Source organism: Mesorhizobium sp. LNHC229A00 (genome assembly GCF_000502415.1).
In the GTDB taxonomy this organism is placed as follows: domain Bacteria; phylum Pseudomonadota; class Alphaproteobacteria; order Rhizobiales; family Rhizobiaceae; genus Mesorhizobium.
Window position 1 is genome coordinate 380,374 of record NZ_AYWQ01000003.1, and the last position, 23,901, is coordinate 404,274.

The window sequence follows — 23,901 nt, forward strand, 5'->3', positions numbered from 1 at the left end:
GCTGTGCGTATCGGTGGCCGTCATCTGTATCCTTCTCGCCTATCCAGCTGCCTATTTCCTGACGACGCTGAANCGTGCTGTGCGTATCGGTGGCCGTCATCTGTATCCTTCTCGCCTATCCAGCTGCCTATTTCCTGACGACGCTGAAGGGGCGGTGGCGGTACGCCCTGCTGATGTTGCTGCTGGTGCCGCTGCTGATGAGCTACGTCATCAAGATCTACGCGATCCGCAGCATCCTCGGACTCAACGGCTTCCTCAACAAGGCGCTGGTGGCGCTCGGCATCCTGGATCAGCCATCGACGCTTTTCGTCTTCAACATGAACGCCATCCTTTTGACGCTGAGCCTGCTTTTGATCCCGTTCGCCATCCTGCCGATCTTCCTGTCGCTGGAGCGGATTCCGCAAACCTTGCTGCGCGCCTCGGATGACCTGGGCGCCAGCAGCCTGCAGACATTCCTGCGCATCACGTTGCCGCTCAGCCTGCCCGGCGTCGCCTCGGCGGCGAGCTTCGTCTTCGTACTGGCGATCGGCGATTTCCTGACGCCCCAGATGGTCGGCGGGATCAGCGGCTTCACCTTCGGCCGCATCCTCTACAGCCAGTTCGGCACGGCCTATAACTGGCCGTTCGGCGCCGCGCTATCGGTGGCGCTTGCGATCGTGGTGATCGCCGCCATTCTCATTGGCGAACGGTTCGGGCGCAGCCGGGGAACGTCGGTATGAGCGCGCTGCCCCGGCCTTCCACCATCTTCCTGGCCTCGATTACGACGCTGGTCGCTGTGCTGCTTTACAGCCCACTGTTCGTGCCGATCGTGTCGTCGTTCTTCACCATTTCACATGGCAATGTCGACTGGTCGTCGCCGACCCTTTCGACCTATGTGGCGCTGGCTGGAAACCATGAGATTCTGGCCGCGCTGCGCACCACGCTGATCGTCGGCGTCTGTACCGTAATCCTGTCGGTGGTCAGCGGGACGCTGCTGGCGCTCTACTATCACAGCCGCCGCTCAGGACGTTCGGTTCTGCAGTTCATCATTTTCCTGCCATTCCTGATGCCGCCTATCATAAGCGGCCTGGCGCTGCTGATCTTCTTCCGCGAGATCGGCCTCGAACGCTCGCTGCTGACGGTCGTCATCGGCCACACCGTGTTCGTGCTGGCGATCGTCTACCGCACCGTGCTGATGCGGCTGCAGTCGATGAGCCGCACGCTGGTCGAAGCCTCCTACGATCTCGGCGCCAGCGGCTGGCAGACCTTCTGGCGCATCATACTGCCGAACCTGTCGAGCGCCATGGTCGGCGGCGCCATCCTGGCTTTCGCCCTGTCGTTCGACGAGACGATGATCACCATCCTGGTCACCGGCACGCAAAGCACGCTGCCGGTCAGGCTGTGGGCGATGATGCGGCTTGGCTTCTCGCCCGACATCAACGCGCTGGTGGCGCTGATCTTGATGTTCACCGTCCTGCTCTGCGTGCTCGCCGCCCGTTTTCTCATTCCCAGGCAAATGGCGACGGAACGTAGCTGAGTTTCAGGCGGTTGGGTCAAGGTCGAAGACTCGTCCGGGATTGAGGATGTTCTTCGGATCGAGCGCCGTTTTCAGCCGCCGCATCGTGGCGACCTCGGCGTCGCTGCGCACCAGATTCAGCCACTGCTTCTTGTCGAGGCCGATGCCGTGCTCGGCCGACACGCCGCCTCCGGCCGCCGCCACGCCGCGATAGATGATACCGTAGGCCGCCGCCGGATCCACCGTCAGCACCTGATAGTGCAGGTTGCCGTCGCCGAGATGGCCGAAGACATAGATGTCGGCTCCGGGATCGACCGCGCGGATGGCGGCATCCGCTTCTTGCAGGAACGCTCCCATTCGCGCCAACGGGATGCTGATGTCGACGCCGATCAGGCCTTTCATCGAAAACAGAACGCGGTTGGCGTCCTCCCGCACATCCCACAGCGCGCGGAATTCGCGCGGCGATTGGGAGACGACAACATCGTCGACGATGCCGTCCTCGACCGCCTGCATCAAGACCTCGGCGAATCGCTCGCCGTCGCGTTCTGGCTCGCTGCCCTGGATTTCGGCCAGCACGTAGACGGGTGAGCCAGCCGGAAGCGGCGCCGGCATGGCCATGCTGGCGACCATGACGTCATAGAGCGGCGCGATATTGACCTCATAGGCGGACAAAAGCGGGCCGAGCTTTTGCCGCAGCAGCCCGAGCAGGACGATCGCGGCATCGAGCGAAGGCAGCGCGCAGAAGGCGTTCACCTCCGATGCGGGCTTGTGATGCAGCCGGAGCGCGGCGCGGGTGACGACGCCAAGCGTCCCTTCCGCGCCTATGAAGAGTTGGCCGAGGTCGTAGCCGGAATTGTCCTTGGGCAGGCCTTTGAGCGACGTCAGCACCGTGCCATCGGCAAGTACCGCCTCCAGCCCCAGCACCTGTGCCCGGTACATGCCGTAACGCAGCACGCGGATGCCGCCGGCATTGGTGGCGATGTTGCCGCCGACCGTGGCGGAGCCGCGCGCGCCGATATCGACGCCGAACATCAGCCCGGCGCCGTCTGCCGCTTCCTGCACCGATTGCAGCGTCGCGCCAGCTTCGGCGACGATGGTGGCGGCTTGACGGTCCGGGGCGGCAAGGCCGGTCATGCGCTCCAGCGACAGCACGATCTCGCCCGGCTGGACGCGCGCGCCACCGGCCAGCCCGGTGCGACCGCCCTGGACGACGACCGGCTGGCCAAGAGCGTTGCATATGGCGAGTGCCGCCGCGACACCCTCGGTATCGGGCGGGCGCAGCACTGCTTCGGGAAGCGCGCCGAGCTTGCCGTCGGGATCATCGCGGTAGCGCTGGTCCACGTCGGAGCCGGCGAGCATGCCGCCCGAGCCCAGCCTGTTGCCAAGCGCGGACAGCAGCCGTTGTGTTTCAGGCGACATCCGGATCAGCCGCCTGCGTGACAAGGCGCATCGTCAGCGTCCAACAACCGGATGGCCCGATGAGTATCCTTGTCCAGCACGCTCGCCATCCCTTGAATTGCAGCCGGCCGATCCTATTCGCGCCCGCTTGTCGTGCAAGCGATATCGACCCGCCTCAGGTGACGCCGGCATCGATCGCGATGGGCGAGATCGATGCCGGAAGTACAGCGCCGGCTTACTGAAGCTTGGCCTGCAGCGCGTTGACGTCGTCGGTGGTCATTTCACCATCGGTCGTCACCTTGCCGTCGGCGATCTTCCACAGCCGGAACGGGCCGGTGATGTCGCCAAACTTGTCGAAGGCGACGGGACCGATGACACCTTCATAGCGGATCGGCTTGCCGTCCTTGATCAGGCCGAGCGCCTTGGCGAATTCTTCCTTGCCCGCATAAATCGGCGTGCCGGCGGGATCGACCGCCTTGTACATGGCGTCCTTGATCTTGGCCGGGTCCTCGGAGCCGGCAATCGCGATGGCGAGCCCGACAATGGCTCCGGCATCATAGGAGCGGTCTGCCGCGGGATTTGACGGTTCGATACCGGAAAACGCCTTGTAGTTCTTGGTGAAATACTCCGTCGAGGCGGTCGGGCTGGTGCCTGAAGACGTGCCATAGGCGTCCTTCAGATAATCGGCCCCGACGGACTCTATGAAATCAGGGCTGTTCATGCCGTCATTGAGCAGGAATTTCTGCACGCCGCCCTGCGAGATCCAGGTGCGGGCGATGGTGGCGCCGTCGACGGGCGTGCTGACCAGGTAAAGTCCATCCGGTTCGCCACCCATCGCCGCGGTGACTTCCGAGGCGTAGCTCGACTGCTTCTCGTTGTAGGGCGTGTCGGAGACGATGGTGCCGCCGAGCGCTTTGTAGGCACGCGAGAATTCGGCCACCATGTTGACGCCGAAGTCGTTGTTGACGTGGATGATCGCCAGCTTCTTGAAACCCTTGTCGACCGCATATTTGGCGGCGGCCACGCCCTGCAGCGCGTCCGAGGTAATGGTGCGGAAGAAGATGCCGTTGGTCTTGCCGTCGCGGCCGAGTGTCGTCAGCGTCGGCGAGGACGACGCCGGCGAGACCTGGACGATCTTGGCCGGCGCGGTAACCGAGGTCAGGATCGGGATCGACACCGAGGAAATGATGCCGCCGATGATCACAGGCACTTTCTTGACCTGAACCAGCTGGGTGGCGGCATCGACCGCGATGTTGCCCTGGCTTTGGCTGTCGCGAGTATCGGTGACGAGATCGCAGCCGCGCACGCCGCCGGCTTCGTTGATGTCGCGGAAGGCCATTTCGACCGATTTGGCGCCGGCCTGCCCGTATTCACCGGCCGGACCGGTCAGTTCCATGACGAGACCGACGGTGATCTTGCAGTCGGCGGCCTGGGCGGCACCCGCCATCGTCACGAGAGCAAGTGCCGTGGTGAGCTGGAGTATCGTCTTTCTCATTGTTGTTCCCCTTGAGTTACACGAACTGATTTGACGTCTGGAAAGTCTCAGTGTTCCGGCACCTGCAGCCAGGTTTCATGCAGATGCCGCCATTGGACGCCGTTGGGCGCCGATGAACTGGTGGTGAAGACCGCGCTCGACCGGCGGCGGCTGTGCTTGCCCGCGCGCAGCTGCGCCTCGACATAGAGGACGACGATGGTATCGCCATCCTGCCAGCCGGGCTTGATGTCCTCGATCGAAATGGCAAAGCCGTCGTCGCAAGTGGCGCGGCTGGAGCGCACATGGTCGATCACGGCATCGCGGTCGAGGATCTGGCCGCCTGGTGCGATCATGGTCAGGCCTTCGCCCATGACGGCTTCGAAGCGGCCGAAATCCACCTTGTCGGCGCGCGAGGCGACGAACCAGTCGACGAAAAAGCGATGCAGGGCGACGACTTCGGTGCTGGCCTGCGAAAACAACCTATCGTCCATGGTTTTCATATCCGGCCCGCGTTGAGATTGTAGTGCATGATAGAGCCGTGGCGGCCGTGGCGGTCGCGCTCCAGCGTGTAGACGTCTCCCTCAAGGCCGTTGCTCCTGGCTATCACGGCTGCAATCCGCGCACGGTCATCAGCGTCGAGTACGACATCCATGATTTTGGCGTTGGCCAGCGCGTGCGCCTGGTTGCGGGCACCGACGATGACCGCGGCGACTCGCGGCTGCTCCAGCACCCAGGCGCTGGCGATGGTGGCGATGTCGACGGCGTGGCGGTCGCCCACCGCCTTCAGTGCGCGAAGCAGTTGCTGGAACAGGTCCCAGCCGCCGAAATCGTCGATGATCAGCTTATATTTGACCAGCGAGCGGTTTTCGAGCGGCGTGCCGGGTTCGGCGACATCAAGCCATTTGTCGCTGAGAAAGCCGCCGGCCACAGAACCGTAGCAGAGGAAGCTGACGCCGTTTTCCTCCGCAAGCGCGGCGAGGCTGTTCGCCGGACGCTGGTCGAGCACCGAATATTGCAGCTGCTGGCTGACCAGTGGGATGCCAGCTGACAGGATTTCGGCAAGCCGGGGCGTATCGAAATTGGTGGTGCCGAGATTGCGCAGCTTGCCCTCGCGCCGAAGCTCGTTGAGCCAACCCATCGCCTCGACATAGCGCGGCTGCGCATAATCCCACCAGTGAAACTGCACGAGGTCGAGCCGCTCGGTCTTAAGCCTGCGCAGCGACTGGTCGACGATGCCCCTGATATAGTCGCGGCTGATCGTAGCGAGCCGTTCAAGGTCGGGCACGAGCTTGGTGTGCACCTTCATTTTGGCCGCTGCAGCGAGACCGCGCTCATTGGCCAGCCGCAAGCGCGCGGCGCCGATCAATTCCTCGACGCCGGTGTAGATGTCGGCGCAGTCATAAGTCCAGATGCCGGCATCGAAAGTGACGATCAGGTCGCTCACGGCCTGGCTGCGATCGATAGCGCCATGGCCGCCGGCCAGTTGCCAGCCACCGCGTATGACGCGCGAAATCGCGTAGCCCGGACTGAGCTCGAATGTCTTGGCGGTCATGTCAGGTCATTCCCTTCGGCAGCGGCACGGCCGTGGTTTCGGCATGGCTGAACCGCCGCTTGGCCAGCCTGACGATCCTTAGCCGACTGGCGCAGTTGGGATCGGGACAGGCGATCTCGGCGTCGGAGGTCATCCAGTCATTCGGGTGGGTCGGACGCTGCTTCGCCGCCAGCAGCGGCAGCACCGCCGAGATCGAATAGATCGAAAAGCCCTGCCCCGCCGGCATCGACAGCATCTCGCCCTTGAGTTCGAAATAGTCGCCGGCCCTGGCGCCGCAATAGATCGGCTTGCCCTGCGGAATGACCGCCTCGACGCGGAGATCGAAGAGTTCGAAACTGTCGTCAGCCATTTCAGGCCTCCACCAGGCTGAAGGTGATGTCGCAGGCGCCGTTGCGGCGGATAATGCCGCAGGCAGCCGCGAATTGATCGCGCTCCTTGGGCTTCACCTGCGCGACGACGCTGCCGGCCAGCCAGCCGATCGGGAACAGCAGACGCGCGCCCTGCCCGTAGAACAGGCCGATGTCGAAGATCGCGTTGGGATTGCCGCCCCACATGCGCGGCGGCACGTAAGACAACACGATGTCGCCCGGCTGCGGCGTCAGGGTCGCGTTCTCCGCCGGCAGCGGCCGGGCATAGGCCTGCCCCTCGAGATCGACTGATGGAACCGGACAGGAGATCTCAGGTCCCGTCCACATGGCGTGAATGGCGGGGACGACACGTGGCGTGGCGACATAGGCTGTGAGAAAGGCCGCGTTCTCCGGCGCCCTTTCCGGCAGCAGCAGCGCAGTGACGGAAAGCTTGGAGCGCGGCTCGCTGATCCTGATGGAGGTCATATCTGGCCTTTCGCGGCGGCGGATTGCAGCTTGCTGCGCAGGAAGGTGAAGGGCCGGCTGATGTCGGCGACCAGCGCTTCGCGCGCCGCCCGAGCATCCTGCTTGGCCAGCGCCTCGACAATGCGGCGGTGATACTGGGCGGTGTCGACCTCGCCGGCTTCCGAGAAGGCGTAGATGGCGACGCGGATGCATGGACCTGATTGCAGCCACAGGCTCTCGATCATCGGGATCAAAACGGCCGAGCCGCAGGAGCGATAGATCTCGAAGTGAAAGCTCTGGTTGAGCGTCACTTCGCGGTCGACATCCTTCTTGTGTTTCAGCGCCCGCATCTCGTCCCATTCGCCGAGAATGGTTTCGATGGTGGTGATCTGGCGCGGCCCCATGCGGACGGCGGCCAGCGCGATCGCCTCGCCCTCGATCAGGATACGGGCTCGCAAGAGATCGTCGAGGCGCTCCAGCGTGATTGGCGGCACCCGCACCGAACGGTTGGGCAGCGCCTCCAGCGCCTTTTCCGTGATCAGCCGGCCAAGCGCCTCACGCACCGGCATGGTCGAAGTGACCAGCGCATCGGCCAGACCGCGGATGGTCAGCACCTGGCTTGGCTCGAACAGGCCGCCTATCAAGGCCCGACGCAGCTCGGAATAGACTCGATCCTGCACCGTCTCGCGGCCCACCGGCGCGAGCTGGGCCGCGATCGCCTCGTTGTTTTTTTCGATGGCAGCCTTTTGCATGGAATTCCGTACTCGGCGGGTTTTCGGCTTGCGGATGAAATTAAAGCCGAATAGCGTGATCAAAGCAAGTGTGATCACAAATCATAATCAGAAGACGGCAAGGACCGTCTTCGGCCAGAGGGTTTGATGAGCGAGGCAGCGGAAAGGCAGGGGAAGGAGACCCGTGTCCCGGTTCTGACGGCAAGCAACGTCGTCAGGCGGTTCGGCGGCCTTGTCGCCGTCAACGATGTCTCGTTTCATGTCAAAGCGGGCGAAATCCTTGGCCTGATCGGACCCAACGGCGCCGGCAAGACGACCATGTTCGACCTGCTGGCTGGCAGCATCCTGCCCACCAGCGGCGACATCCTTCTCAACGGCACGCGCGTCTCAGGCGAAGCCGCTCACCTGCGCATCGGCCGCGGCCTTGGCCGCACCTTCCAGATCCCGCGCCCCCTGCCCAATCTGACGCTGATCGAAAACATCATGCTCGCGGCACAGGGCCAGGCCGGCGAAAAGCTGCTGGCTAACTTCCTCACGCCGTGGCGAGTGGCCGCACAGGAAAAAGCCGCCCGGACGAAAGCCCTCGACCTGCTGGAACTCGTCACCCTCAGCCATCTCGCCCATGAGCCGGCGCGCGTGCTGTCCGGCGGCCAGCGCAAGCTGCTCGAACTCGCCCGGGTCATGATGGCCGACCCGGCGATCATCCTGCTTGACGAACCTGCCGCCGGCGTCAACGCGACGCTGCTCGAAGTCATCATCGACCGCATCCGCGACATCAACGTGCGCGGCATCACCTTCCTGCTGATCGAGCACAACATCGACATGGTGACGCGGCTCTGTCACCGCGTCCTTGTCATGGCGAGCGGCCAACTGCTGAGCGAAGGCACGGCAGAAGAGGTCGCGCGCGACCCGCGCGTCATCGATGCCTATCTCGGAGGCACCGCATGAGCGAGACCGTCCTCGATGTACGCGACCTCGAAGCCGGCTATGAGCCCGGCGTGCCGATCGTGCGCGGCGCCTCGATCACCGTCGACAGAGGCGAGATCGTCGTCGTACTCGGCCCCAACGGCGCTGGCAAGTCGAGCCTGATCAAGGCGATCGCCGGCCTCGTGCCGATCACCGGCGGCACGGTGCTGCTGGACGGCAGGGATATCACCGCCGCGCCGGCCCACACCATGGTGCGGCTTGGCCTCGCCTTCGTACCGCAGACCGAGAACATCTTTCCGCTGATGTCGGTGGAGGACAATCTCAAGGTGTCCTGCGGCATCCTCGAGCGGCGCGACATCCCGGTCCGCATCGAGGAAATGTACGCCGCCTTCCCCGACCTTGGCCGCCAGCGCCGCACCGCCGCCGGCAATCTGTCGGGAGGCCAGCGGCAGATGCTTGCCGTGGCGCGGGCGTTGATCGTCCATCCCAAGGTGCTGGTGCTGGACGAGCCGTCCGCCGGCCTGTCGCCGAAGTTCGTCGCGATGGTATTCGAGATGCTGGCCGGCATCCGCAAGTCCGGAGTCACCATCCTTTTGGTTGAGCAGAACGCCAAGGCAGCGCTTGCCATCGGCGACCGCGCCTATGTGCTGGCTGAAGGCAAGGACCGGCACGAGGGCATAGCCTCCGAATTGTGGAACGACCCTGTCGTCGCCGAACTCTATCTTGGCCAGCGCCCTTCTCACACAGGCAAGGGAGGCGCGGGATGAGCCTGCAATTCATCGTCGACGGATTGCTGACGGGCTCGATGATCGGCCTCGGCGCCATCGGCGTGACGCTCACCTATTCGATCCTGCGCTTCTCCAACTTCGCCCATGGCGACTTCATGGCCTGGGGCACCTATGCGACGCTGGCCGTGGTCAGTGCCATCGGTGCGATGTTCGGCAAGGTGGCGCCGATCGGACCGCTGTCCTTCGGCTGGCCGCTTCTAGTCGCCCTGATCGTCGGCATGGCATTCACCGCCTTGCTCGCACTGCTGCTCGACAAGATCCTGTTTTCGCGGCTGCGCTCGCAAGGCCAGGCGATCATCGTGGTGATGGCGAGCTTCGGCGCCTCGATGGCGCTACGCAGCCTGCTCGAATTCACCTTCACCTCACGGCCGACCTACTTCAGCCGGGCGATCCAGATCGCCATGCCGGTCGGCTTCGGCATCCGCATCACGCCCGACCAGATCGCGTTGCTCGTGTTGACCGCCATACTCGTGCTCGGCGTGCATCTGTTGATGACGCGCACGCAGACTGGCCGCGCAATGCAGGCCTTGAGCCAGAACGCGGCACTGGCCCGCGTCGTTGGGATCGACGTCGCCAGCGTGGTGCGGGTGACGTGGATCATCGGCGGCGCGCTCGCCTGCGTGGCTGGCGTGATGATCGGCATCCTGGTGCAGATCCGCCCGTTCATGGGCTTCGACATGCTGCTGCCGATGTTCGCCGCCGCCATCCTCGGCGGCATCGGCAGCATCCCGGGCGCGGTGCTCGGCGGCCTGATCATCGGTCTCGCCGAAGCCGGCGCGGTGCAGTTGATCGGCGCCGAATGGCGCGCCGCCGTGTCCTTCGTCATCCTGATGGCTGTGCTGTTCGTGCGGCCGATCGGCCTTTTCGGAGTTCGGGAAAGATGATCGATCTGGTTGGCTACGGCGCCTTCTTCCTGACCACGGCGCTGATCTTCTCGCTGGTCACGCTGGGGCTCAACCTGCAATGGGGCCTGACCGGCCTGTTCAATGTCGGCCTGGCGGGCTTCGTCGCCATCGGCGCCTACACCTCGGCGCTGCTGACGACACCGGACGATCCCGCGCGGCTCGGCGGCTTCGGCCTGCCCATCCTCGCCGGCTGGGTGGGTGCCATGGTCGTTGGCGGCATTGCGGCCGCGCTTACCGGCATGGCGACATTGCGTCTTAGATCCGACTATCTGGCGATCACCACCTTCGGCGTGGCCGTCGTCGTGCAATTGGTCGCACTCAACGCGCAGAAACTGACCGGCGGCCCCTTCGGCATCGGCTTCATCCCGCGCCCCTTCGGCGGCCTTGCGGAGACGCCGCTGCTGTTCAACCTGTCGAACCTTGCGGTCGTCTGCGCTGTGACGCTGATTGCCTATCTCGCCTTGGAGCACCTGTCGCGCAGTCCGTGGGGCCGTGTCCTGAAAGCGCTGCGGGAGGACGAGTGGGCCGCGATTTCTCTCGGCAAGAGCGCGCGCTTCTACCGCGTCCAGGCGTTTGCCGTCGGCGGCGCCATCATGGCGCTGGCCGGCGCGCTGCAAGCGCATTTCACCGGCTTCATCGCGCCGGACAATTACCTGCCGATCCTCACCTTTCAGGTCTGGGTGATGCTGATCGTCGGGGGCTCGGGCAGCAATCTCGGCGCGGTCATCGGCAGTGTCCTGGTCTGGGGGATTTGGGCCGGATCGGGCACGCTGACCAGCGTGTTCTTCCCGCCCGAGCAGCAGGCGCGCGCCGCCTCGCTGCAGATCGTCGCCATCGGCGTGATGCTCTGCGTGATCCTGCTGATGCGGCCGAACGGATTGTTCGGCGACAGGCCCCCGCGGACGCGCTTTGGCAAGCGCAGGCGGATCGCCACGGACAAGAGCAGTTCCGGTTCATGAATGCCTCGGTCCGGCAGGGTGCGAACGGCATTTCGCTCTGGCATGCCATCAGCCGCGAGCGCCGCAAGCGGCCGGTGCTGCAAGGCAGGCTCGACGTCGACCTCGCCATTGTCGGCGGTGGATTTTCCGGTCTGTCGACCGCGCTGCACGCCGCCGAAAAAGGCATCTCGGTCGCTGTGCTCGAAGCCGAGATCATCGCCTGGGGCGCGACCGGCAGGAATGCCGGTTTCGTGGTGCCGAACTTCGCCAGGATGGATCCAGACAGCATCCTCGCGCATCTCGGCGCCGAGCGCGGCGAACGCCTCATCGATTTTGCCGCCGGCAGTGCCGACCACGTCTTCGACTTGATCCGGCGGCACGGCATCGACTGCGACGCGGTGCAGAACGGATGGATCCAGCCGGCGCACTCGCCGGCGGCCCTGGAGAAGGTCAGATCCCGCGCGGACCAATGGGCGCGGCGCGGCCGGCCTGTCGTCACCCTGGATCGGCAAGAGGTCGAGGCGCTGACCGGCGCGCGCGGCTATGTCGGGGGCTGGATGGATCGCTCCGGCGGCGTGCTCAATCCCGTCGCCTATGCGCTGGGGCTGGCCGATGGGGCGGAGAAGGCCGGCGCGAAGATTTTCGAGCACACGCCGGTCGCCTCGATCGATCGCGTCGCCGATGGTTGGGCACTTCAAACACGGTTGGGCTTGGTACGCGCGGCCAAGGTGCTGGTCGCTACCAACGCCTATGGCGGCTCCCTCGATCCGTTGCTGGGGCGAACTTATATTCCCCTGAAGGTCTTCCAGATCGCAACCGCGCCCCTGCCGCATGAAATCCGCACGCGTCTGCTGCCTGGCGGACAAGGCGTCGGCGACACCAGGCGCAATCTCTTCACCTTCCGCTTCGACGCCGACAACCGGCTGATCAGCGGCGGCATGCATATTCTTGGTGCCGGCGCCGATACGCGCGTGCGCCAAACAATCTGGCGACGGCTCGGCCGGCGCCTCGACCTGCCTGATCTGCCCCCCCTTGCATATGGCTGGTCGGGGATGGCGGCGGTCGAATCGGATTTCCTGCCGCATCTCCTGGACCTCGGACCCGGGCTGATCGCCGGTCGCGCCTGCAATGGACGCGGCATTGCCATGACCACGGCGATGGGCAAGGTGCTGGCCGACTGGGCCGCTGGAGCCGGAGCGCGTGATTTGCCGGTGCCCTTCGCACCGCCGGCGCCAATTCCGTTCCATGCCCTGCTGCGGCACGCGCCCAACATGCTGCTCGGCTGGAGCATCCTGCGCGACCGGATGGACGAGACGGCATAGGCCGACCGAGCCTGCCCTGCGATCAGTGCGCCATGTGAAGATTGTCGGAGAGGACCGCGGCCGCCACGGAGATATCCTCTTCAAGGGAAGCCCGAACGGCCGGACCGTTGCCCTGTTCCAATGCGGCGACGATCCTGCCGTGTGCGTCATTGGACTGCGGAATGTAGCGATCGGCCCGCATCAGGAGCTTAAGATAGGGTCCGACGCGCCCCCAGAGATCGCGGATCATGTTCAAGAGGATCGGCGCGCCGGCGTGCTCGTAAATAGCAAAATGGAAGGCTTCGTTCAGGGAAAGATAGGCCGTGGGGTCCTGCGTCTCGATGGTCCGCTGCATGCCGGCGAGCGCGGCTTGGATGTCGACCAGCCCGCTTTCAGTCATCCGTGACGTGGCCATCTCGCCCGCCAGTCCCTCGACGGCGATGCGGATGCGCGTCAGTTCCGCGAAAGCGGGCGCGGATAGCAAGGGCACGATGATCGAGCGGTTGTTCTGCATTTCCAGAAGCCGCTCGGCGACCAGTCTTTGCAGCGCCTCGCGGATCGGTGTGGTCGAAATGCCAAAAGTTTCGGCGAGCTTGCGAATGACCAGCGTCTGGCCCGGGCTGAAGCCGCCCGAGATCAATTCCTGCTTGAGCGCACCGTAGGCGCGGTCATTGAGGGTTTGATGCTCGAGCTTCAGCATGCGTGTCTGCTCGGCTCACCAGTTCGACAGTGCGCGATCGAGCGCCTCGGCCAGCTGCTCGGCATTGTCCCTGGCAAAGGGCAGCGGCGGCCTGATCTTCAGCACATTGCCGCGCGGACCGCACGACGAGATCAGCACGCCGTCCTCGCGCATGGCTTCAACGACCGATGAAGTCTTGGCAGCAGCAGTGGCCTCATCCTCCGTCAGCTCGACGCCGAAATAGAGGCCGTTCTGCCTGACATCGGCGACCATGCCGTGCCGGCCTTGCAAGGCGCGCAGCAATTCCCCGGTGTAGGCGCCAACCGTCCGCGCGTTCTCGATCAGCCCCTCGCCCTCGATCACATCGAGCACGGCGATGCCGACGGCGGCCGCCACTGGATTGCCGCCGAAAGTGTTGAAGTAGCCGGTGTTCGAACCGAACGAGCTCACCAGTTGCGGCCGCACGATCACCGCGCCCATCGGATGCCCGTCGCCGATCGGCTTGCCCATGGTGACGATGTCAGGCGCGAGGCCATAGTTGGCGAAGCCCCACATGCCCTGGCCAAGCCGGCCGAAGCCGGACTGGACCTCATCGGCGATGACGATGCCGCCTGCTTTCCTGACGTGATCGGCGGCCTCGCGCATGACGGACGCGTTGGGAAAGAAAATGCCGTCGCTGGAAAAGGCGGAATCGAGCAGCAACGCCGCCGGGCGGATGTTTTGCGCGCGCATATCCTCGATGGCGGCGGCGACATTTCTGGCGAAATCATGGGCGGCGCGGCCGCCGTCGCGGAACGTGTCCGGCGCCCCCACGGCTCGATGCCGCGCGGACACGCCCGCTGCCCCGACCGCCGCCGGCGACAGCTGTGCTGTCGCGATGGTGGCGCCGTGATAGGCGAAGTCGGTGATGATCACGCCGGTGTTGCCCGTCGAGTGCTGGGCGATCCGGATGGCGAGATCGTTGGCCTCGCTGCCGGTGCAGGTGAACATCGCATGGCCGAGATGGGAAGGAAGCGTGCCGAGCAGCCTTTCCGCGTAGTCGAGGATGATCTCGCTGAGATAGCGCGTGTGCGTGTTGAGCGTGGCGGCCTGCACAGACAGCGCCTCTACGACGCGCGGGTGGCAGTGTCCGACGGAGGCGACGTTGTTATAGGCGTCGAGGTATTTTCGGCCTTGGGCATCGTAGAGCCAGACACCGCTGCCACGCACCAAATGGATGGGGCTGCGGTAGAAGGCGCGATAGGTCGGCCCGAGTAATCTGGCACGGCGTTCGAGCAGCGCTTGCTCGGATGCCGCCGGATCGACATTTGCAGGATATGGCGAGGACAGGGACACGGGCATCTACTCCGGCTTGGAATGGTCGAGAAAATAGCGGCGGGCGTCCGCGGACGACAGTCCGTCCAGCCGCTCAAGCGAGGCCCAGACCTCGGTGATGAGGCGTAGGACATAGTCGCGTTTGGCCGGAAAACGCTCGGCCTGCCAGCTGGCGATGTTGGCGATGAGTGCGAGGCGGGCACGAATGAGGTGAAAGAGGATGCCAAGTTCTTCGATCTCGAGCGGCTGCACGGACTGATAGCCGGCGACGAAGCGCGCGGCGGGCGCCAGCGGATGACCTTCGGCCGGCCAGCGATAGACGGCCCCGATGGCGAGATCGCAGATCAGCGGCGAATGGATCATGTCGCCGAAATCGAGGATGCCGTTGACCATTTCGGGTCGCGAAGCGTCCATCACCACATTGTAGGAGTTCATGTCGTTGTGGACGATCTGGGCGCGCAGCCCCGGAATAACCGGTGCCGCGTGCTCCTCGTAGGCGTCGATGACGCGCTCGACCATGGCGCGATGGCCGGCATCGACGATATGCGCCAGCATGGGCCGCGTCTTGGCGACCTTGCGGATGTCCCACAAAAGGTCGCTGCCGGCGGCCGGATGGAAGAACCCGCGCAGCGCCCGGCCAAGCCTGGCGAGGAAGATGCCGAGATTGCGATCCTGTGCCGATGAGGTGGGCGAGCGCGAAAGCAGCTGTCCCGGCAGATAGGTCACGAGCCGCACGATGCGCGGCGCCGATCCGCCGATGCCGACCATGAACTGCGCTTCGCCTTCGAGGCTCTTGCGCACCGAAGGAACCGGCAAAGCCGGGTCGACCGTCAGTATGTGGTCGAGCGCCTTGTTCTGGAAATCGGTGAAATCAGCCTCTTCCGCCGGATGCGATATCTTCAGGACAAATTCGCCCTCGCCTTCCGAATGGACGTGAAAATTGTGGTCGCGTTCGCCTGGCAGCGTGCGCGCGCTGCCAGTGAGCCCATAGTGCCGGCGCAACAGGGCAAGCGCCTCGGCGATCGAGACATCCGGCGCATCGTCCGCGAGCGTCTCGCCGAAAGCATCCGATATGGCCGCGTTCATGGCCTGACCTCGTGATCGATCGGCTCGAGGCCGCACCAGTCGGCGATGAACAACGCGATGGTCTGGGTGACCTTGCGCACCGAGTCGAGATCGACGGCTTCGTCATAGCCATGCGGCATGCGGCAGATCGGGCCGTAGACGATTGCCGGCGTGTCGGCATAGAGGCCGAAGAAGCGCGCATCGGTGGTNTCCAGCACATAGCCCTCGGCCATGAAGCCGTTATAGGTCATCCTGGGCGGGCGATTGGCGAGGAACGGATCGGCGCGGGCGGCATCGGCGATGCAGGCCTCCAGTTCGGCCCTGGCGTCCTCGAGCTTCTGGCCGGGATAGGTCGCGACCCGCATCTCGAAGACACAGCGCGCGGGAACGCTCGATGTCCATTCGCCGCCTTCGATCTTGCCGAGGTTGAATCGGATCGGGTGCGGGTGACTACAGAAATGCCTGTCGTCAACCTTTCTGGCATTCCAGACGATTTCGAGTTTCTTCAGCGCCTGGATGATGAGGAAGGCCTTTTCGATGGCATTGGCGCCGGCGGAAAAGGCGCCCGACGCGTGCTGCGGATCGCCGTCGACCTCGACCCTGAACCAGATCGGCCCAACCTGGGCCCGCATCAGTCTTGGTTCCAGCGGTTCGGGAATGAAGGCGGCGTCGGCGCGATAACCGCGCTGCAGGCAAGCGAGTGCGCCATTGCCGGTGCACTCCTCCTCGACCACCGACTGCAGGAACACGTTCGCCGCCGGCTGATAGCCGAGGCCGCGCAAGGCGGCGAGCGCAAAGAGACAGGCCGACAGGCCGGCCTTCATGTCGCCGGCGCCACGGCCGTGCATCCAGCCATCCTCGATCGCCGGATCGTAGGGATCGCGCACCCAGCGGTCGAGCGGTCCGGTCGGCACCACATCGATATGGCCGTTTAGGATCAGCGAGCGACCGGTGACGTTTTTCGGCGTGTGGGTGGCGACGACGTTGAACGCGTCATCGTACGAAACGGCTACGGGCGAGAATCCGGGCAGGTCGCGGATCGCATTGACGTCGACACGCCACATATCGACCGCATAGCCATTGGCTTCATAGGCAGCCGCCATGAAGGATTGCGCGGCGTGTTCCTCACCACGCTGCGAGGGAAAGCGTACGAGGTCCGCCAGGAAGGCGAGCTGGCGGTCGAAGCCATCGTCGACCGCCCGCAAGATGGCCTCGTCCGCAATTCGCTCAGGCATGATATTCCGCTTCTCCATGGATGGTGTATCATATCTCATATGCCATTCTCCGAAAAGGCAAGGCGACAGGCGGGCCAAAATGATGGCCCACCTCTGGAGCCACTTGGCAGGCGGTCGCAGAGTTGGCATCAGCTTCTTGACATGCCGCCCAGGCTGCGCGGCGGAAGACCGAGGACAGATGCAAGTCACTGAAGGCTCATTGCCGGATGAAACCACCGATCTCGCGCCGGGCTACCGGCGCGTGCCGGCAGGCAAAATCATCAATGCGGTGACGTGGATGGAGGCGCGTGCCCCGGTGCCCGGTCTCGTGCATCCGCTGACGATGAGCCGCGTCACCAAGCCCGATCCCGCCGTCTACCGCGCAGTCTTCCTCGAGATCGGCGCTCCCTGGCTCTGGGACCGCGCCGCCGAAATGTCGGACGCCGACATCGCGGCGCATTTCGCCGACCCACGTCAGCATCTCTACTACGGCCATGATGAGAGTGGGGGCCAGGTCGGCATGGTCGAATTCTCTCTCGCCGACAGCAACGAGATCGAGATCACCTATTTCGGCCTGTTTCCCTCCTTGACTGGCCAAGGCTTCGGCAAACGGCTGATGGCGGGCGCGCTCGACCAGGCATGGCGCCTAGGTCCCATCCGCATCTGGCTGCACACCAGCAGCTTCGATCATCACAGCGTCATCGGTTTTTACAGGGCTTGCGGATTTGAACCCTATGCAACCGGTTTCGAAATCACCGATGATCCCAGGATCAAGGGAACCCTGCCGCGCGATTGCGCGCCGCAAATTCCGCTGATCGAAACGGAATGGGTGCCCGGCGCCAGATGAGACCATCGTCGCAACCCACCAGCCTGGCATCGCCTCACCACCGCCGGTGGGTACGGCGCGAGAGCATCTTGTCGAGGCTGGAGCGGAATGTCGACACGCGCATCGTGCTGTTCGCCGCGCCCGCCGGCTTCGGCAAATCGACGACGATGGCGCAATGGGCGGCCGAGGTCGCGCGCCACGGCCGGCTGACGGCCTGGCTGTCCTGCGAGGCGACGGACAATGACGAAGGCGCCTTCCTGTCGCATCTGGTGGGGGCGTTGCGCCATCTCGTCCAGAACCCGGCCGAGCTCGACCTCGCCTTCCAGTCGAGCCCCATCCCGCAGCTCGACGTGGTGCTTGCGGCACTCGTGTCGGGTTTCGCGGCACGCCACGCCGACATCACCCTGTTCTTCGACGACTATCACGCCATCGATGCACCGGCGGTGAAGCGGTTCATGGAACGGCTGACCCGGCAGGCACCAACCAACGTCGTCTTCGTCATCGGTTCGCGCAACCTGCCCGAGCTGCAGCTCGGCAAGCTCAGGGTGCTCGGCGATATCTTTGAAATCGGCCCGGACGATCTGCGTTTCGCCTCGTCGGAAGCCGAAGCCTTCTTCAACGACAAGCTGGGCCTCTCTGTCAGCAGCGGCACGGTGGAAACACTGTGCTCGCGCACCGAAGGCTGGGCCGCCGGCCTGCAGCTCGCCTCGCTGTCGCTCGGTGCGGCCCATGCGCCCGAAACCGTCATCGGCAATTTCACCGGCGCCAACCGCAACGTCGCCGACTTCCTGATGGGAGAAGTGTTCCTGGAACTGCCGCCGGTGCTGGCGAAGTTCCTGCTCTATTCCTCGATTTTCGAGCGCTTCAGCGCCGAGGCCTGCCGGGCGGTGATTCGGGAGGCGGACGCCGAGGTTGCCATCACCGAGATCGAGACCCGCAACCTGTTCCTGGTGCCGCTCGACGAGGAACGGCGCTGGTTCCGCTATCATCACCTTTTCCACGACTTCCTCAGCCGTGAAATGGAGCGGCGGGAGCCGGAGATGATCGCACCGCTGCACTTGGCGGCTTCGGAATGGTTCGGCGAACGCAAGATGCTGACCGAGGCCATCGGCCATGCGCTTGCCGCCGGCGACGAAGCCCGCGCCGCGGTGTTCATCGAGAACAACGCGCTAGAACTCATCGCTCAATGCCAGCTTCTCTATGTGCGCCAACTGCTGGCGCTGCTGCCAAGGAAACTGATCGACCAGCGCATCCGGCTGCAACTCGTCGTGCTATGGCTTGCGGTGCACAGCAGCCAGCCCGAGATTGCCCAGCAGACCCTCGCCAACGCGCGCCAGCTCGTCGAAACCGGGCCGACCGATAGAAAGGACCCGGGCACGCTGACCGGCACGACCATCGAGGCTGAACTCGAGGTCCTTGCAGCGGCCGTGCACAGCACGCTGGAACAGTTCGAGGACGCGCGCGACACCGCACTGGCGGCCCTGCGCATCATCGCCCCCGATGCGTGGTTCATGGAAGGCGCGACCGCAAACGTCATCGGCTACAATCTCTACGCGCTTGGCGACCTTGAGGGCGCTCGCGCTGCCGTGGACGCGGCGCGCAAGGCCCATGAGCGAAGCGGCAGCCTGCTCGGCGTCACCATCGCCAACTGCTACATGGCCGTCATCGAGCGCTCGGCCGGCCGCCTGCCCGCGGCCGAACGGCTGCTGCGCAACGCGATCATCGAGGCCAGGACGCGGATCGGCGCCAACTCCTATGCCGAGGCCCTCGCCGGAACGCTGCTTGCCGAACTCGCCTATGAGACCAACGCATCCGGCGAGGCACTGGCGCTGGTGGAGAATCTCGGGCCGCTGATCGAGGGCGCCGCGGTCATTGTCTATCCCCTCGCCAGCGTGCCGACCTATGCCCGGGCGCTGCAGCTGACCGGTCGCGGCCAAGCCGCCCTCGACATGCTGGAGCGCGTCTACCAGCGCGCGCGCGGCTCCGTCTACCGCCGCCTCGCTTCGGTGCTGGTGCACGATCGTATCCGGCTGCTTCTTGACCAGAACCGCATCCCCGAAGCCCGCGTGTTGCTCGACGAGCATCGCCGCGAAAGCGCTGAAACCGCCTCTACCGTCGCCAACGAATTCGAGTTCTTCGCCGAAGGCCGGCTGCTTACGGCGGAAAAATCCTACGCGGCGGCGGCGGCAATTTTCGACGCACTGCTGGAGCGAACCAAAAGCAGCGGGCGCATGCGCCGGCACATACTGGCGCTGATCCTGCGCGCCAAGAGCGCCGGCCATGACCAGCGGGGGGCAGACCGCCATCTGCACGAAGCATTGCGCCTTGCGCAACCCTCGGGCTTCATCCGCTCCTTCGTCGACGAGGGCAGGTCTGTCGTCGAAGGTTTGATGCGACTGCGGGCGGCCCAGGCAAAGGCCGACCCGTCACTGTCGGCCTATGCGACGCGCATCATCAATGCAGCGCAGACGATGCCCGTGACGACGCGCAAACCAGCCGCCCCGACGGTCGAGAAAGAACAGCTCACCCAGCGCGAGTCCGAGTTGCTGCACTTTCTTTCGGAAGGCATGTCCAATCGCGATATCGCCGTTGCACTGTCGGTAAGCGAAACGACGGTGAAGTGGCATTTGAAAAACATCTTCGGCAAGCTCTCGGTATCGAACCGCGTCCAGGCGGTGCGCGCGGCGCAGGTCGCCGCAAACCTCCGTACCCCTCCGAAAGGAGGGGCATAGATAACAGACGTGGCCCCTCTTTAGGGTCGGGCCGGGCGATTGTTAGCCTGCTAGCGTCTGGTTTTTAGAGGATGCCGCGGATGGCGACAGGCTACGTTTTTCACGAACAGCTGATGTGGCATGATACCGGCTCCAGCGCCGACATGATGCCTCCCGGCCGTTTCGTGGAACCCGGACGCCACCTGGAATCGCCTGGATCGAAGCGACGGCTCAACAATCTCATCCAGGTCAGCGGCCTGGCACGCCATCTGGTTCCGATCATTGCCGAACCGGTAACGGTGGAAGACCTGCTGCGCGTCCACACGCAGCGCCACGTCGATGATATCAGGATACTGAGCGAAGGCGGATCCGGTTTCGCCGGGCCTCAGGCACCGATCGGCCTCAACAGTTTCGACATCGCGCTGTTGTCCGCCGGCACCACCTATGCCGCGATGCGTGCGGTGCTGACCGGCCGCGTCGACAACGCCTATGCGCTGGCGCGGCCGCCCGGGCACCATGCCGAACCCGACCAGGCCATGGGCAATTGCCTGTTTTCCAACATCGGCGTCGCCGTGCGGCGGCTGCAGCACGAGGGCCTGCTCGGCCGTGCCGCCGTGGTGGACTGGGACGTGCATCACGGCAATGGCACAGAGACGGTGTTTTATTCCGATCCGTCGGTGCTGACGATTTCGCTTCACCAGGACAATCTCTACCCGACCGGACGCGGCGCGCTGGCCGACAATGGCAAGGGCGAAGGCGAAGGCTACAACATCAACATCCCACTGCCGGCCGGCAGCGGCACAGGCGCCTATGAAGCCACGTTCGACCGCGTCATCGGCCCTGCCTTGCGCGCGTTCAAGCCCGACCTCGTCATCGTCGCTTCCGGTTTCGACGCGTCCGGCTTCGATCCGCTCGGCCGCATGATGCTCAACAGCGAATGTTTTCGCCGCCTTGCCGCGCGCATGGTGGCGCTCGCGGCCGAAGTCTCGAACGGACGGCTGATGATGAGCCATGAAGGCGGCTATTCCGAGGGCTATGTGCCATTCTGCGGCCACGCCGTCATCGAGACGCTGGCCAATCACCGCACCGAGGTGGTCGACCCGCTGTCGGACCATATCGACGAGTGGGCGGGGCAGGACCTGCAGCCGCATCAGGCGGCGGTGATCGATGCCGCTGAAGGCCTGCTCGCGCGCTTGCGCCAACGCCTCGCCAGCGCGGCCTGAAGCGATGGATTTCGCCATCACGACATTGCTCAATGCACTGACGCTGATCAGCATCCTGATGCTGGTCGGGCTCGGGCTGGCGATCAGCTTCGGCCTGATGAACGTGACCAATCTGGCGCATGGCGAGTTCGTCACCGTCGGCGCCTTCGCGGTATACTTCATCCAGAGCATGGGCGGCTCGTTCTGGCTGGGCCTGGCGGCGGCGCCGATCGCCGGCGCCGTGGTCGGCTGCATCTTGGAATTCGCCATCATTCGCCACCTCTATTCGCGGCCGGTGTCGACGGTGCTTGCCACCTGGGGCGTCAGCCTCATCCTCCAGCAGGGGCTGGAACTGACCTTTGGCCTCGGCGCCAAGCCGGTGACGCCGCCGATCGAGGGCACGCTCGACCTCTTCTTCACCGTCTATCCGGCCTATCGGCTGATCCTGATCGGCATCGCCATGGCGACATTGCTCGGCGTCATCCTGCTGATCAGCCGCACATCCTTCGGCCTCGACATCCGCACCGTCATCCAGAACCGCGAAATGGCGGAGGGCGTCGGTATCAACACGCGCCGCACCTACGCCATCGCCTTCACCTTCGGCGCGGCCATCGCGGGCCTTGCGGGTGGGCTGGTCGCGCCGCTGGCGATCGTGCTGCCGCAGATGGGGGTGAACTATCTCGCCAACGCCTTCTTCGTCGTGATCGTCGGCGGGGTCGGCTCGATTGGCGGCCTCGTCGCCGGCAGCGTCTTCGTCGGCGGGCTGACAAGCATCCTCAACTACCAGATCTCGCCATCGCTGGCGCAGGCGATCGTGCTGCTGGCGGCCATCGTCGCCGTGCGGCTGCGGCCCAACGGCCTGTTCAACGGGGCTTCGCGATGATCGCCCGGGACCGCAACTGGCTGCTGATCTTCGTCGTCTGCGTGGCGCTCGCGATCCTATATCCCTTCCTCGCCGACGGCTACCAACTGACGGTGATCCGCGACGCGCTGATCTTCGGCCTGTTCGCGGCGAGCCTCGACTTCTTCTGGGGCCGCACCGGCATATTGTGCTTCGGCCACGCCGCTTTCTTCGGTATAGGCGGCTACATCATGGCGTTGGTCACGCTCAACGACGCCATTCCTTTCGGCGGCTTGCTCGGCATCGTGGGCGCCATTGCGGGTGCTGCCTTCGTCGCCGCCATCATCGGTTACTTCCTGTTCTTCGGCGGCATACGCGGCAGCTACTTCACCATTGTCACGCTCGCCATGGGCGTCATCTGCCAGCAGGCCGCGGTCTCGTGGAGTTCGGTCACCGGTGGCGACAGCGGCCTGATCGGCATTCCGCCGATCGAATTCGATGTTGGTGGCCGGAATGTCGACCTCAGCCAGGACCTGCCGAGCTATATCTTCGTCTCGGCTGTCGTCGCCGTGGTCGTGCTGGCGCTGTGGTCGATCAGCCGTGGCCGCTGGGGCACGGTGCTGACCGCCATTCAGGACAATGAGGTCCGGGCGGCGGCACTCGGCCATAATGCGCCGTTACGGCTGCTCGTCACCTTCATCCTTTCGGCAGCCATCGCCGGGCTTGCCGGCGCGCTCTATGTCTGCATGGCCGGGCTGGTTGCCCCCGATCTGTCCGGACTGCTTCTGTCGACGGAGGTCATTGTCTGGGTGGCGGTCGGCGGGCGCGGCACGCTGCTTGGCCCAGTGCTGGGCGCAATCTTCATCCAGCGCGCGCAGCAGACGATCAGCAGCTTCAATCCGAGCCTATGGCCGCTGCTGCTGGGCTGCGTCTTCGTCATCATCGTCTTTGTCCTGCCGGACGGCATCCTGTCGATCTATGCGCGGCTGAGGAGCCTGTTCAAAGGCAGGAGGCAGGCCTGATGAGCGACGTCCTGCTCCAGGCCGAAAATGTCGGCATCCGCTTCGGAGGGCTGCAGGCCCTCGAAGGATTGAACCTGACGGTCCGCGACAAGGAGCTCTGCTGCATCATCGGGCCGAACGGCGCCGGCAAGAGCACGTTCCTCAACGTTCTGACCGGCACGCTGCGCCCGACCAGCGGCAGCGTCCATTTCCTCGGCCGAGACATTGCCGGCCTGCCGCTGCATCGCATCGCCCGGCTCGGCATTGCCCGCAAGTTCCAGATCCCGTCCGTCTTCCCGAGCCTCTCGGTTGAGGACAACCTCAAGGTCGCACGATGGGGTGCCCCCTCCCCGGCCCGGACAATCGGTGAATTGATGGAACTGGTCGCGCTGACCAATCGTGCCGCCACATTAGCCGGCGAACTGGCGCACGGCCAGAAGCAATGGCTGGAGATCGGTATGGCGCTGGCCATCGAGCCACGGCTGCTTTTGCTCGACGAGCCAACCGCCGGCATGACGCCGCAGGAGACGCTGGCGACGGCCGAAATGCTGCTGCGGCTGAAGGGCGAGTTCTCGATTGTCGCGGTCGAGCATGACATACGCTTCGTGCGGGCGCTGAATTGCGAGACGCTCGTGCTGCACCAGGGGCGCCTGCTTCGCAGCGGTCCCTTCCGCGACATCGAGGCCGACGAGATGGTCAGCGACGTCTACCTAGGGAGGCGCTGAGC

General features: G+C 64.7%; 24 protein-coding genes. 13 read left to right on the forward strand and 11 right to left on the reverse strand.

Annotation, left to right across the window (positions count from 1 at the left end; translation table 11 throughout):
- The first annotated feature begins 89 nt into the window (after positions 1-89).
- Together X742_RS1000000171485 and X742_RS160955 are read left to right on the forward strand one after the other, a co-directional pair.
- Positions 90-719, forward strand: a complete 630-nt coding sequence (locus tag X742_RS1000000171485) for an ABC transporter permease (protein WP_245275502.1) — start codon at positions 90-92, stop codon at positions 717-719.
- Positions 716-1,516: an ABC transporter permease gene (locus X742_RS160955; protein ID WP_023771157.1), complete on the forward strand. Its 801-nt coding sequence runs from the start codon at positions 716-718 to the stop codon at positions 1,514-1,516. Before X742_RS1000000171485 ends, X742_RS160955 begins: the two co-directional genes overlap by 4 nt.
- Positions 1,517-1,519: 3 nt before the next feature.
- Here X742_RS160955 and X742_RS160950 read toward each other — a convergent pair whose 3' ends face one another.
- The 7 genes from X742_RS160950 to X742_RS160920 all read right to left on the reverse strand — a co-directional run bounded on the left by X742_RS160950 (position 1,520) and on the right by X742_RS160920 (position 7,483).
- Positions 1,520-2,914, reverse strand: a complete 1,395-nt coding sequence (locus X742_RS160950) for an FAD-binding oxidoreductase (protein WP_023771158.1) — start codon at positions 2,912-2,914, stop codon at positions 1,520-1,522.
- A 214-nt stretch (positions 2,915-3,128) separates the two neighbouring features.
- A complete protein-coding gene (locus X742_RS160945) occupies positions 3,129-4,388 on the reverse strand; it encodes an ABC transporter substrate-binding protein (RefSeq protein WP_023771159.1) in 1,260 nt (419 codons plus the stop codon).
- 47 nt (positions 4,389-4,435) lie between these two features.
- Positions 4,436-4,858, reverse strand: coding sequence for a DUF4440 domain-containing protein (locus tag X742_RS160940; RefSeq protein WP_156939356.1), 423 nt, complete (start codon positions 4,856-4,858; stop codon positions 4,436-4,438).
- Between the two features lie 5 nt (positions 4,859-4,863).
- A complete protein-coding gene (locus tag X742_RS160935) occupies positions 4,864-5,919 on the reverse strand; it encodes an aldo/keto reductase (protein ID WP_023771161.1) in 1,056 nt (351 codons plus the stop codon).
- 1 nt (position 5,920) lies between these two features.
- Complete coding sequence (locus tag X742_RS160930; RefSeq protein WP_023771162.1) at positions 5,921-6,268, reverse strand: TIGR04076 family protein; 348 nt, start codon at positions 6,266-6,268, stop codon at positions 5,921-5,923.
- A gap of 1 nt (position 6,269) precedes the next feature.
- Positions 6,270-6,752 carry a DUF3830 family protein gene (locus tag X742_RS160925; RefSeq protein WP_023771163.1) on the reverse strand — a complete coding sequence of 161 codons (483 nt, stop codon included), beginning with the start codon at positions 6,750-6,752 and terminating at the stop codon, positions 6,270-6,272.
- Complete coding sequence (locus X742_RS160920; RefSeq protein WP_023771164.1) at positions 6,749-7,483, reverse strand: GntR family transcriptional regulator; 735 nt, start codon at positions 7,481-7,483, stop codon at positions 6,749-6,751. The genes X742_RS160925 and X742_RS160920 overlap by 4 nt, the downstream gene beginning before the upstream one ends.
- A 126-nt stretch (positions 7,484-7,609) precedes the next feature.
- Between X742_RS160920 and X742_RS160915 the strand changes: the two genes are divergently transcribed.
- From X742_RS160915 to X742_RS160895, 5 genes are read left to right on the forward strand one after another with little or no spacing between them, the layout of a single operon-like run.
- The gene (locus X742_RS160915; RefSeq protein WP_023771166.1) at positions 7,610-8,410 is read left to right on the forward strand and encodes an ABC transporter ATP-binding protein; all 801 of its coding nucleotides are present in this window, start codon (positions 7,610-7,612) and stop codon (positions 8,408-8,410) included.
- Positions 8,407-9,156 carry an ABC transporter ATP-binding protein gene (locus tag X742_RS160910; protein ID WP_023771167.1) on the forward strand — a complete coding sequence of 250 codons (750 nt, stop codon included), beginning with the start codon at positions 8,407-8,409 and terminating at the stop codon, positions 9,154-9,156. The genes X742_RS160915 and X742_RS160910 overlap by 4 nt, the downstream gene beginning before the upstream one ends.
- Positions 9,153-10,061: a branched-chain amino acid ABC transporter permease gene (locus tag X742_RS160905; RefSeq protein WP_023771168.1), complete on the forward strand. Its 909-nt coding sequence runs from the start codon at positions 9,153-9,155 to the stop codon at positions 10,059-10,061. The genes X742_RS160910 and X742_RS160905 overlap by 4 nt, the downstream gene beginning before the upstream one ends.
- Positions 10,058-11,041: a branched-chain amino acid ABC transporter permease gene (locus X742_RS160900; protein ID WP_023771169.1), complete on the forward strand. Its 984-nt coding sequence runs from the start codon at positions 10,058-10,060 to the stop codon at positions 11,039-11,041. The genes X742_RS160905 and X742_RS160900 overlap by 4 nt, the downstream gene beginning before the upstream one ends.
- Positions 11,038-12,342 carry an FAD-dependent oxidoreductase gene (locus X742_RS160895; protein WP_023771170.1) on the forward strand — a complete coding sequence of 435 codons (1,305 nt, stop codon included), beginning with the start codon at positions 11,038-11,040 and terminating at the stop codon, positions 12,340-12,342. The genes X742_RS160900 and X742_RS160895 overlap by 4 nt, the downstream gene beginning before the upstream one ends.
- A gap of 22 nt (positions 12,343-12,364) precedes the next feature.
- On the opposite strand, the gene X742_RS160890 is transcribed toward X742_RS160895, so the two are convergent.
- The 4 genes from X742_RS160890 to X742_RS160875 are packed head-to-tail and all read right to left on the reverse strand — an operon-like array spanning position 12,365 to position 16,614.
- Positions 12,365-13,021 (reverse strand): GntR family transcriptional regulator, encoded by a 657-nt coding sequence (locus tag X742_RS160890; RefSeq protein ID WP_023771171.1) that lies wholly within the window; start codon positions 13,019-13,021, stop codon positions 12,365-12,367.
- Between the two features lie 15 nt (positions 13,022-13,036).
- Positions 13,037-14,341, reverse strand: a complete 1,305-nt coding sequence (locus tag X742_RS160885; protein WP_031247752.1) for an aspartate aminotransferase family protein — start codon at positions 14,339-14,341, stop codon at positions 13,037-13,039.
- Positions 14,342-15,400 carry a phosphotransferase gene (locus X742_RS160880; protein ID WP_023771173.1) on the reverse strand — a complete coding sequence of 353 codons (1,059 nt, stop codon included), beginning with the start codon at positions 15,398-15,400 and terminating at the stop codon, positions 14,342-14,344.
- A complete protein-coding gene (locus tag X742_RS160875; protein ID WP_023771174.1) occupies positions 15,397-16,614 on the reverse strand; it encodes an ArgE/DapE family deacylase in 1,218 nt (405 codons plus the stop codon). The genes X742_RS160880 and X742_RS160875 overlap by 4 nt, the downstream gene beginning before the upstream one ends.
- A 178-nt stretch (positions 16,615-16,792) precedes the next feature.
- On the opposite strand from X742_RS160875, the gene X742_RS160870 reads away from it, so the two are divergent.
- From X742_RS160870 to X742_RS160845, 6 genes are all read left to right on the forward strand, one after another.
- Positions 16,793-17,440, forward strand: a complete 648-nt coding sequence (locus X742_RS160870) for a GNAT family N-acetyltransferase (RefSeq protein ID WP_023771175.1) — start codon at positions 16,793-16,795, stop codon at positions 17,438-17,440.
- Positions 17,441-17,508: 68 nt separating this feature from the next.
- The gene (locus tag X742_RS160865; RefSeq protein WP_245273841.1) at positions 17,509-20,151 is read left to right on the forward strand and encodes a LuxR C-terminal-related transcriptional regulator; all 2,643 of its coding nucleotides are present in this window, start codon (positions 17,509-17,511) and stop codon (positions 20,149-20,151) included.
- 80 nt (positions 20,152-20,231) lie between these two features.
- Positions 20,232-21,353, forward strand: a complete 1,122-nt coding sequence (locus X742_RS160860; RefSeq protein WP_023771177.1) for a class II histone deacetylase — start codon at positions 20,232-20,234, stop codon at positions 21,351-21,353.
- The gene (gene urtB, locus X742_RS160855; protein ID WP_245273842.1) at positions 21,298-22,215 is read left to right on the forward strand and encodes an urea ABC transporter permease subunit UrtB; all 918 of its coding nucleotides are present in this window, start codon (positions 21,298-21,300) and stop codon (positions 22,213-22,215) included. Before X742_RS160860 ends, urtB begins: the two co-directional genes overlap by 56 nt.
- The gene (locus tag X742_RS160850; RefSeq protein ID WP_023771179.1) at positions 22,212-23,195 is read left to right on the forward strand and encodes a branched-chain amino acid ABC transporter permease; all 984 of its coding nucleotides are present in this window, start codon (positions 22,212-22,214) and stop codon (positions 23,193-23,195) included. The genes urtB and X742_RS160850 overlap by 4 nt, the downstream gene beginning before the upstream one ends.
- Positions 23,195-23,899, forward strand: coding sequence for an ATP-binding cassette domain-containing protein (locus X742_RS160845; RefSeq protein ID WP_023771180.1), 705 nt, complete (start codon positions 23,195-23,197; stop codon positions 23,897-23,899). Before X742_RS160850 ends, X742_RS160845 begins: the two co-directional genes overlap by 1 nt.
- The last annotated feature ends 2 nt before the right edge of the window (positions 23,900-23,901 follow it).

What these genes read in the sequence shown, in the direction of transcription:
- X742_RS160915 (WP_023771166.1), top strand. Translation starts at nt 7,610, where the DNA reads ATGAGCGAGGCAGCGGAAAGGCAGGGGAAGGAGACCCGTGTCCCGGTT.
- X742_RS160935 (WP_023771161.1), bottom strand. Translation starts at nt 5,919, where the DNA reads ATGACCGCCAAGACATTCGAGCTCAGTCCGGGCTACGCGATTTCGCGC.
- X742_RS160845 (WP_023771180.1), top strand. Translation starts at nt 23,195, where the DNA reads ATGAGCGACGTCCTGCTCCAGGCCGAAAATGTCGGCATCCGCTTCGGA.
- X742_RS160870 (WP_023771175.1), top strand. Translation starts at nt 16,793, where the DNA reads ATGCAAGTCACTGAAGGCTCATTGCCGGATGAAACCACCGATCTCGCG.
- X742_RS160920 (WP_023771164.1), bottom strand. Translation starts at nt 7,483, where the DNA reads ATGCAAAAGGCTGCCATCGAAAAAAACAACGAGGCGATCGCGGCCCAG.
- X742_RS160905 (WP_023771168.1), top strand. Translation starts at nt 9,153, where the DNA reads ATGAGCCTGCAATTCATCGTCGACGGATTGCTGACGGGCTCGATGATC.
- X742_RS160910 (WP_023771167.1), top strand. Translation starts at nt 8,407, where the DNA reads ATGAGCGAGACCGTCCTCGATGTACGCGACCTCGAAGCCGGCTATGAG.
- X742_RS160900 (WP_023771169.1), top strand. Translation starts at nt 10,058, where the DNA reads ATGATCGATCTGGTTGGCTACGGCGCCTTCTTCCTGACCACGGCGCTG.
- X742_RS160895 (WP_023771170.1), top strand. Translation starts at nt 11,038, where the DNA reads ATGAATGCCTCGGTCCGGCAGGGTGCGAACGGCATTTCGCTCTGGCAT.
- urtB (WP_245273842.1), top strand. Translation starts at nt 21,298, where the DNA reads ATGCCGCTGAAGGCCTGCTCGCGCGCTTGCGCCAACGCCTCGCCAGCG.
- X742_RS160955 (WP_023771157.1), top strand. Translation starts at nt 716, where the DNA reads ATGAGCGCGCTGCCCCGGCCTTCCACCATCTTCCTGGCCTCGATTACG.
- X742_RS160885 (WP_031247752.1), bottom strand. Translation starts at nt 14,341, where the DNA reads ATGCCCGTGTCCCTGTCCTCGCCATATCCTGCAAATGTCGATCCGGCG.
- X742_RS160930 (WP_023771162.1), bottom strand. Translation starts at nt 6,268, where the DNA reads ATGGCTGACGACAGTTTCGAACTCTTCGATCTCCGCGTCGAGGCGGTC.
- X742_RS160945 (WP_023771159.1), bottom strand. Translation starts at nt 4,388, where the DNA reads ATGAGAAAGACGATACTCCAGCTCACCACGGCACTTGCTCTCGTGACG.
- X742_RS160940 (WP_156939356.1), bottom strand. Translation starts at nt 4,858, where the DNA reads ATGGACGATAGGTTGTTTTCGCAGGCCAGCACCGAAGTCGTCGCCCTG.
- X742_RS160890 (WP_023771171.1), bottom strand. Translation starts at nt 13,021, where the DNA reads ATGCTGAAGCTCGAGCATCAAACCCTCAATGACCGCGCCTACGGTGCG.
- X742_RS160950 (WP_023771158.1), bottom strand. Translation starts at nt 2,914, where the DNA reads ATGTCGCCTGAAACACAACGGCTGCTGTCCGCGCTTGGCAACAGGCTG.
- X742_RS160880 (WP_023771173.1), bottom strand. Translation starts at nt 15,400, where the DNA reads ATGAACGCGGCCATATCGGATGCTTTCGGCGAGACGCTCGCGGACGAT.
- X742_RS160860 (WP_023771177.1), top strand. Translation starts at nt 20,232, where the DNA reads ATGGCGACAGGCTACGTTTTTCACGAACAGCTGATGTGGCATGATACC.
- X742_RS160925 (WP_023771163.1), bottom strand. Translation starts at nt 6,752, where the DNA reads ATGACCTCCATCAGGATCAGCGAGCCGCGCTCCAAGCTTTCCGTCACT.
- X742_RS160850 (WP_023771179.1), top strand. Translation starts at nt 22,212, where the DNA reads ATGATCGCCCGGGACCGCAACTGGCTGCTGATCTTCGTCGTCTGCGTG.